This is a genomic window from Acetatifactor sp. (assembly GCF_982438285.1).
Map to the genome: position 1 here is coordinate 1 of NZ_CEWDFQ010000304.1, position 3827 is coordinate 3827.

At 47.6% G+C, this 3827-nt stretch carries 6 protein-coding genes; all 6 read right to left on the minus strand.

The features are described from left to right. On the minus strand, nt 1-209 hold a 209-nt coding region (locus AC1WIP_RS12850; RefSeq protein ID WP_481142202.1), incomplete at its 3' end, for a hypothetical protein. Further along, nucleotides 206-1615, minus strand: a complete 1410-nt coding sequence (scfB, locus tag AC1WIP_RS12855; protein ID WP_481142203.1) for a thioether cross-link-forming SCIFF peptide maturase — start codon at nt 1613-1615, stop codon at nt 206-208. The genes AC1WIP_RS12850 and scfB, both read right to left, overlap by 4 nt. A gap of 137 nt (nt 1616-1752) precedes the next feature. Continuing rightward, nucleotides 1753-1896, minus strand: coding sequence for a six-cysteine ranthipeptide SCIFF (gene scfA, locus AC1WIP_RS12860; RefSeq protein WP_318702624.1), 144 nt, complete (start codon nt 1894-1896; stop codon nt 1753-1755). A 128-nt stretch (nt 1897-2024) separates the two neighbouring features. Further along, the gene (locus tag AC1WIP_RS12865) at nt 2025-2402 is read right to left on the minus strand and encodes a TIGR04086 family membrane protein (protein ID WP_481142204.1); all 378 of its coding nucleotides are present in this window, start codon (nt 2400-2402) and stop codon (nt 2025-2027) included. 90 nt (nt 2403-2492) lie between these two features. Continuing rightward, the gene (locus AC1WIP_RS12870) at nt 2493-3401 is read right to left on the minus strand and encodes an NAD-dependent epimerase/dehydratase family protein (protein ID WP_481142205.1); all 909 of its coding nucleotides are present in this window, start codon (nt 3399-3401) and stop codon (nt 2493-2495) included. A gap of 52 nt (nt 3402-3453) precedes the next feature. Beyond that, nucleotides 3454-3678 (minus strand): hypothetical protein, encoded by a 225-nt coding sequence (locus tag AC1WIP_RS12875; RefSeq protein WP_318702627.1) that lies wholly within the window; start codon nt 3676-3678, stop codon nt 3454-3456. Nucleotides 3679-3827 lie beyond the last annotated feature (149 nt).

Here is a 3827-nt window from a genome sequence, read left to right on the forward strand (position 1 = left end):
ATGGTATCCGCCATATCTGTGCTGTCCGGCTCCTCTTCTCCCACCACCTGATAGGTGATGCTCACCCCGCCGGCCAGGTCAAGACCCAGCTTGATATCAGAAGCGCTTGCCGTGCCCGCCGGGTCTATGCCGTTTACATCCACATAGGTGATTCCTGCAAGAAGCAGAAGTACACAAAGAAGTATCACAATCCCTTTACTTTTTTTCATTCTGACGCCTCCTGTCCGGCTCTCTCTTCGCTCTGGGCCGCCTTCATCATAATGGCACACTCAATGCGCTTTCTCTGCAGCTCACATCCAATGTCATAAGCGTCGTTGATATTGCCGTGGAAGTTGTAGGAGTTAGCCGCACAGCCGCCGCTGCAGTAAAATTTTGCAAAACACTTCCTGCATTTTTCCTTGGCGTATACATTACAGCACTTGAATTCATCCCGGATATCCTCTCTGAGAATTCCCTCGTCCACATTTCCCATGAGAAATTTCTCATTCCCCACAAACTGATGGCAGGGATAAAAGTCTCCCCATGGCGTCACAGCCAGATATTCCGTCCCTGAACCACAGCCCGAAAGACGCTTTGCCACACAGGGGCCTCCCTCCAGGTCAATCATAAAGTGGAAGAAATGAAAGCCTCTGCCCTCCTTCTCCCGCTTCAGCATTTCCACGGCCAGCCTATCATACTCTTCCTTCAGCACAGGGATGTCCTCCTGTCTGATGGCATAGGGCTCCGAGGGCTGTGCCACCACCGGCTCCACAGAGATCTGTTGAAAGCCCAGATCTGCCAGATGAAGCACATCCTTGAAAAAATCCAGGTTATTGCGGGTAAAGGTTCCACGCACATAATAGTTCATCTGTCCTCTGCTTTCGGCCACACGCTGAAACTTGGGGACAATCAGATCATAGCTTCCCTGTCCCCCTCTGAAAGGACGCATAGCGTCATGCACTTCCTTCCGTCCGTCAATGCTGAGCACAACATTTGCCATTTCCTGATTGAGGAATGCAAGAATTTCATCATTCAAAAGAACGCCGTTTGTGGTCAGCGTAAACCGAAACTTTTTATTATGAGGCTTTTCCAGGCTTCTCCCATATGCAACCAGGTCTTTTACCACCTGCCAGTTCATAAGGGGCTCCCCGCCAAAAAAATCCACCTCCAGGTTCACCCTGTTTCCGGAATTTTCCACCAGAAAGTCCAGCGCTTTTTTCCCCACCTCAAAGCTCATCAGAGCCCTTCTGCCATGATATTCCCCTTCCTCTGCAAAGCAGTATCTGCAGGCAAGGTTACAGTCATGGGCGATATGCAGGCACAGGGCTTTCACCACAGTCTGTCTGTTTTTAAAATCAAACACATAATTTTCATAAATGTCGGGAGCAAAGAGCTGTCCCGCCTTCTCCAGCGCGAGAACCTCGTCCACCGCTTCGGTAATCTCCTCTGCCGGATAGGGAATATTGGCAAGATTCAAAACAGCGGCCTTAATGGTATCCGCATCCTTGATGCCTTCCGTCACAAGGGGCTCAACCAGTGAAATCATATCATACACGATATCATCCACCACATGGACAGAACCGCTGTTTACGTCCATGACAATATTGTACCCATTGCTTTTGTATTGGTGTATCACAGATTTTATTCCTTTCTATCAATGTACAATGTACGGATCTCTTCATAAAAACAAAAATACAAGACTCAGTAAATAAGCAGCGACCAAAATCGCTGCTTACGTTAGTCTCGTAGTCTCTTTTTTTGGCATCCTGTCTGTTATTTCAGCTTTTCACAGCTCTGATTGCCTACAGTACAGGAAGTCTTGCAGGCTGACTGGCAGGAAGTCTGGCACTCGCCGCATCCGCCCTTTTTCATGGATTCCTTCATATCTCTCGTGGTCAAGGTTTTAATATGCTTCATTTTTAAAACAGCCTCCTTATGCTTTTGCTTTTAAAGTCAATGCACTCATAAACTTTTAGTAGTATATCATAAATCTTCGATTTGTAAAAGGGTTTTTTACAAAATAATACAACAGCAGTACAATTCCCTTAACTGAGCATGCCTCCCAGCATGCCGCCGCCCGCACACAAAACCATCGTTGTGAGAAAAGAATCCGTAAGCTCTTTGACAGAATGGTTTACCGCAAGAGATATCGCCACAAGCACAAGAAAGTAGACGCCTCCCATAAACAGCCCCCATAAAAATCTCCTGCTTCCCATCCTTTTTCCCGTTAAAAAACCAGCCAAAAAGGTAGCGGCCACATAAATGACAATAATGGCGATTGACACAATCTTTTCCGTAAGCCCCAGCTTAAAAAGCAAAAAAGCCAGCAGAAGCAGGAGCGCCGCTGTTACTATGTAAGAAAAAAGCAGGCATTTAAGCAGGAAGATAACGGGCACCTTTTTTTCCGTCGAAACTCTTTCCATTGAATCCTCCCATGTCTTTTTGATAGGATAACAAGCCTCTGTTACTAAATTATATTCCGCTCTCCCTCAAAACTTGACATCTGTTTTTCCTTACTTACGCTGTCCGTAAACCCCGCGAAAAGCCCGATAGGTTCTGTTCATTCCCTCCTGAAAATCCAGATATTTCATGCCCAGCTCCTCTTTGCTCTTTTCATTGGAGTAAAGCTGCGTCTCCTCCTTTGTCACGGGAAAAGGCAGAGGAATCCCCTTCTCCTGCGCCTGGGAAACTGTAAGGGGAATCTCTTCAAGCCCTTCCCCTGCAGCCTTTCTCAGAGCGTCAATAAACCGGGGATAATCCACAATCTCATCCTGGCAGAGATTGTAGGCCTGTCCGTAGCTTCTTTCATTGAGCATACATCTGGATACGGCCCGGGCGGCATCCTTCACATAAACAAACTGAAAACGTCCGGCAGCATCCGTGATACAGGGAAGAATTCCCTGTTCTACCGCAAGGCGGATAAACCAGGCTTCTCTGGGGGCATAATTATAGGGTCCATACAAAATTGCCGGGCGCAGCACAGTACACTTTACCCCTCTTTCGGCACAAACTCTGCGCACCTCTTCCTCAAGGGCCGTCTTACCCGCGATATAACGTCCCGCTTCCCCCGAAAAATGGCGCTTTTCAAAGGGAGCGTCCTCTCTTATTTGTCCGTCCCCGCCTCTTTGGTAAACGTCCACCGTGCTGATCAGAATATACTGCGTAACCCTTCCCTGCAGATGATACAGAACCGTTTCAATATCGCCCTTCTCATATGCGCAGAAATCTACGATCACATCGTAATCCCCACGCAGCCCCTGCCACAGCGCCTTCTGCCTTCTGTCCCCGGTAACCTGCGCCGCCCCGAAATCCTTCATGGAGTAGGTTCCCCGGTTCACCACAGTGATCTCATGTTCCTTTGCATATTCCATTACAAATACCCTTCCGTAAAAATAGCTGCCTCCTATCACCAGTATCTTCATCCGTGCATCCTCTCCGGCCTCTTATGCCTTCTTATTTTTGCGCTCCGCCAGGTCACAGACTCCGGTCCGGCTCCCCCGCGTTCATATCCGTATACATGTCTAAGAGCCCAACCGTCTCCGTTGCTGGCCTCCCGTAGCTGATACAGCATTTATGGGACACTGTTTTTTCCACCGAAGAACGTTCATCCATGGTCACGCTCATACGCATAGCGCCCTTCTCAAGCTCGCTGTCCAGGTGCTTCAAAATCTCTTCCACCATTTTTTCTTCGTTTTCCATCCGTTTTCCCTTTCTTTACAAACATCTGTTCTATTTTTAGAATATCACATCAGCCGTTCTTTTTCAAGCATTTTGCGCTCAAACAAAAACCCTTTGGATTTCTTCCTTAAAATGTTGCATTTTACCTAGTTTGGGAGTAATATATAGGC

Bases quoted from the DNA above. Each gene is read 5' to 3' on its own strand.
- scfA (WP_318702624.1), bottom strand. From the start codon at position 1,896: ATGAAGCATATTAAAACCTTGACCACGAGAGATATGAAGGAATCCATG.
- AC1WIP_RS12875 (WP_318702627.1), bottom strand. From the start codon at position 3,678: ATGGAAAACGAAGAAAAAATGGTGGAAGAGATTTTGAAGCACCTGGAC.
- AC1WIP_RS12865 (WP_481142204.1), bottom strand. From the start codon at position 2,402: ATGGAAAGAGTTTCGACGGAAAAAAAGGTGCCCGTTATCTTCCTGCTT.
- AC1WIP_RS12870 (WP_481142205.1), bottom strand. From the start codon at position 3,401: ATGAAGATACTGGTGATAGGAGGCAGCTATTTTTACGGAAGGGTATTT.